The sequence below is a fragment of the Burkholderia sp. E168m23 genome (assembly GCF_016586125.1).
In the GTDB taxonomy this organism is placed as follows: domain Bacteria; phylum Pseudomonadota; class Gammaproteobacteria; order Burkholderiales; family Burkholderiaceae; genus Burkholderia; species Burkholderia orbicola.
In genome coordinates this window covers 1-4313 of record NZ_BCPP01000635.1, presented here as the reverse complement: position 1 = coordinate 4313, position 4313 = coordinate 1, and the positions used below count along the sequence as shown (strand labels likewise).

Sequence of the window (4313 nt, the reverse complement as noted above, 5' to 3'; positions counted from 1 at the left end):
GGCGCAAAGGCACGTTCCCCTGTTTGGAAAAATGCATTCGTCGGGCTGGTCCCCAGAAGGGCCGATCGCCGCGTCATGCTCCTCGCGAATACGTCGAGTATTCGCTTCGTCGCAATCCTCGCGCTCGGCCCTTCTGGGGACCAGCGCAAGCCCGTTATTAGCGTGAACAGGCCCTAGCCGACGTCGCGGGATACGATGGTGTGCGCCGACAACGCTATCGGCAAAAGCATCGCGGCGATCGTCAGAAGCGAAGCCGAAAGCCCCGCCAGCTCCCCTATCGCGCCCAGAACGGCCGGCCCGGCAAGCATGCCGGCATAGCCCAGCGTCGCGACGACCGGCATTGCCAGCTCGACCCGCATCCGGCGTTGCCGCGAGACGTGCAAAAAGAACAGCGGGACGATGTTGGCCAGGCCGAAACCGACCGCTGCGAACAGCGCGATCAGGATCATCCAGTGCCGTGCGAAAACCAGCGCGACGAGGGCGGCCGCAGTCCCGACCGAACCGGCGACGAGAATCGATCGCGCACCCGACACACGGGCCAGGCGGTCGCCTGTCAAGCGCGCGATCGTCATCGCCAGCGCGAAGGCGGCGTAGCCGTAGCCCGCACTGGACTGCGGGAACGCCTTTTCGGTCACCAGGAACACACCGCTCCAGTCGAGTACGGCCCCTTCCGCCAGAAAAACGACAAAGCAGAGCATGCCGATCCAGACGATATACAACGTGGGGCGTGCGAATCGGTGCGTTTGCGCGGTACCCGTTCGCGCGATGAAATGCCGGCCGACGACACACCAAAGGGCAACCATGACCGCAAAGATGCACGCGATCGCCCCGACCGGTGAGATCTGAACGGACAACAACGTGCTGACGCCGGCAGAACCCGCAATGGTCCCGATACTGCACCATGCATGAAATCCCGACATGAGCGGCTCGTCGTGCATACGCTGCACCACGGCAGCCTGCAGGTTCATCGCCGACTCCGTGGCGCCGATACCGAAACCGAACAGGAAGAGGCACACGGACAGGATGTCGGCGCGGTCGGTCGACGCAAGTCCAAACAGGCATGCGCACGTGATCGGGCCGGCCAGCAGGATGATCCGTCGACATCCCACGCGCGCAACCGCTGCGCTACCGATCGGCATCGCAACCAGGCTGCCGACGCCGAACCACAGCAGCGCAAGCCCGAAGTCGCCATCGCTCAGGCCAATTCGGGATTTTGCAAGAGGCGCGAGCGGCGCCCACGCGGACAGGATGAAACCGAACGAATAAAAGCCCGCCCGGGTCGAAAGGCGCGCCCAGACGCCACTGCGGGACTGACCATCGACTGCGAAAGTACTCATGAAATAGACGTGCCCTGTCACGCACCCACAACGAAAAATGACCCGACGAGCCCTTCATCGCGAAGGGCCGGCGTCGAGTCATCGCGCATCAAGCCTGCAAGCGAAAATTCCTCGTGAGCGACGGAATCATCGATGTCGTTCTCAGATCTTCAGTGCTGCACTGCGTCCAAACACATGACGCATCACAAAGTAATAGACGAGCCCGATCACGAGCCAGATGATGCCCATCTTCAACGTTGCGGCCCTCATCGCGACCATGAGTGCAACGATGACGAGAAATCCGATCGCCGGCAGAACCACGTGATTCCATGTGTCCTTCGACTGCTTCCTGATCCTGAAGTAACCGATGACGGAAAGGTTGACCAGGATGAATGCAGAGAACGCGCCGAAGTTCTGGAACAAGGCCAGGTCGTCGAGCCGATCCTGAAAGACCAATGCGATGATCAGCGAGATGGATGCAACGAAAATATTCGCCACATACGGTTGCTTCGATCTGCGCGACAGACGGGAAAACACCTTGGGAAGCTGCCGGTCGCGCCCCATCGCGAAGATGATGCGGGCGATTGCCATCTGGCAGACGATCGTGCACGGCACGCCGAATGCCAGTGCAGTGCTGATGGACGTCATCGCGAACAGCCAGTGGCCGCCCGCATAACCGGATATGTCGTAAAAGGCGCTATCCGGCGACAGTACCTTTGCGCCAGGCGCGAGGTCGGCGGCAATCCAGGTCTGCAGCACGAACAGGATCGCGATGATGACCAGCGATGCCATGCCGGCAAAGCTGGCCAGATGACGCTTCTCGCTCCTGACTTCTTCTCCGAGCGTCGTGATCGCGTCGAAGCCGAGAAAGTTCGTCGAACCGATGAGGATACCGGTGCCGAGCCCCGCCCATGTGAAAGTATGGACATTGAAGAGCGAACCGAACGTGAGCCGGCCGTGCCCCATGCCGCTGTAAAGCGCAAAGAGACCGACTCCGACGAACGCGGCCAGAATGACCAGCATGATCACGAGGAACGCCTGGTTCACTTTCGCGGTCACCGAGATACCGACCAGATTCAGGATCGTTCCGAGGCCGACGAATCCGATCACCCAGACGGAACGGGGAATCTCGGGCACCAGGCTGTTCATCGCAACCGCGCTGACGACCGCGAGCAGTCCCGGCGCGATGATGTAGTCGAGAAACACCAGCCATCCGGCCAGAAAACCAGCCAGATCGCCGATGCCGTTTTGAGCATAGGTATAGGCCGACCCGGCTGCCGGAAATTCCTTGCTGAGTATCTGGTAACTCCGGGCCGTAAACATCATCGCAACGACACTCACGATGTATACCAGCGGCACCATACCGCCGCTCACATTGGAAATGATTCCGTAAAGTGCGAACGGCGCAATTGGAAGCATGTAAACCATGCCGTACACGATCAAATCGAGCACACTCAATTCGCGGCTCAATTTCAAGGACGATTCGCTTATTCCGGCAGTTTGTTCAGACGCATTCGCACCGGCGAACCCTGCTGACGAAATAGCGGCCTGACTTCCAGATCCGCGCGAAATATGAGTATCCATTCCAGACATCCTTCCACTTCGTTGCTCAAGGCATGATCGGAATCCAGCCTCCGACAGTCGCCCTGAGCCGACCATGAGGCTGAACATTGACTTATACGTATAAGTCAAATGCTCGACGCTTCAAATTGTGCTGTCAACGGGCTGTGGGAGAGCGTTTACCCGGAGTGGATGGTTATTTTCGATTCGAGAGGCAAAGTCCGGTCGATCGGCGACACCGTATGCGTCGCGACGCGCGAAAGTATGCGTCTGGTCGAGAAGGATTCGACGCGCACTTGCGTCAGGCTGCGTCACATTTCACAGCCTCGAATATCGCGATTTATCTTCATATTTGAATCGTCGACTCTATGCGCGACACGGCGACTCAAAGTCCGCACCTTGCACGCCGCGCTAAAGCGACGCCCCGCCGCACATGACGATCTGCTGCCCGGTGATCGCACCCGCATTCGCGCTCAGCAGAAAAGCGGTCAGCGCGGCGACTTCATCGGGCGTGATGAATCGCCCGATCAGCGGCAGCCTGGGCGGCGTGGCCGCGCGCGCCGGATCGCGCAGGAACGGCGTGTCCGTCGCACCGGGCGCGACGACATTGACCGTGATGCCGTGCGGCGCGAGTTCGGCGGCCCACGATCGTGCGAGCCCGACCAGCGCGGATTTGGTCGCCGCATACTGGCTGCGCGTGGCCGCGCCGTTCGCGGTGCGGCTGCCCAGCAGCACGATGCGGCCGCCGGCAGACATCCGCGGCACCAGCCGATCGGCGAGAAAGGTCGCGGATTCGACATGCAGGCGCCACATTGCCGCGCCGTCGTCGTGCGACAGTTGGCCGAGCGGCGCGGTGCGCATGAAGCCGGCCGCATGCACGAGCGCGTCGACCACGCCCAGGGCGTCGCATACGGGCGCGAGCGCCGCAAAGTCGGTGACGTCGACCGGCACGATCTTCAACGAATCGTGCGCCGTTTCGACGTGCGACCGGCACAGTCCGGTGACGCGCCAGCCGTTGGCGAGCAGGCGCTCGACGATCGCGCGGCCGATTCCCGACGACGCACCGGTGACGACGGCATGACGTGAATCCAGACCCGGCTGCTCCCGTTGCGCCACGATGTCTCCCGTTACGTTTGAACTTGCAGCGGCCCGCCGGATGCGGCCGTTGCTTTCGTGCTGACCGCCTGAACGGTGACCCTCGCCTGCGCACGAAACGGTTCGAGCTGCTCGTGCAGCGCGCCGTCATCCGTCACGAGCGTCCAGTCGCGTTCGAGCGGCGTCCAGTGCTGTTGGCTCGCGCGCCCGAGCTTGTCCGCGGTCACCAGCACGAACACCTCGGCTGCCTGCCGCATCACGCATTCCTTCAGATACGACTGCTCGCTGCTCGCCTCGCACAATCCCAGCTCGGCCACCACGCCATCGGCGCCGAGGAATGCC

At 61.7% G+C, this 4313-nt stretch carries 3 protein-coding genes and 1 pseudogene; all 4 read right to left on the bottom strand.

Translation table 11 applies throughout. The features are described from left to right. Nucleotides 1-173: 173 nt before the first annotated feature. Entirely contained in the window at nt 174-1337 is a 1164-nt protein-coding gene (locus JMF90_RS26395) for an MFS transporter (RefSeq protein WP_200161709.1), read from the bottom strand. 141 nt (nt 1338-1478) lie between these two features. After that, entirely contained in the window at nt 1479-2900 is a 1422-nt protein-coding gene (locus JMF90_RS26390; RefSeq protein WP_201317389.1) for an APC family permease, read from the bottom strand. A gap of 387 nt (nt 2901-3287) precedes the next feature. After that, nucleotides 3288-3992 carry an SDR family NAD(P)-dependent oxidoreductase gene (locus JMF90_RS26385; protein ID WP_201317390.1) on the bottom strand — a complete coding sequence of 235 codons (705 nt, stop codon included), beginning with the start codon at nt 3990-3992 and terminating at the stop codon, nt 3288-3290. An 11-nt stretch (nt 3993-4003) separates the two neighbouring features. Further along, nucleotides 4004-4313 (bottom strand): annotated as a pseudogene (locus JMF90_RS26380) (DeoR/GlpR transcriptional regulator); the annotation flags it as partial.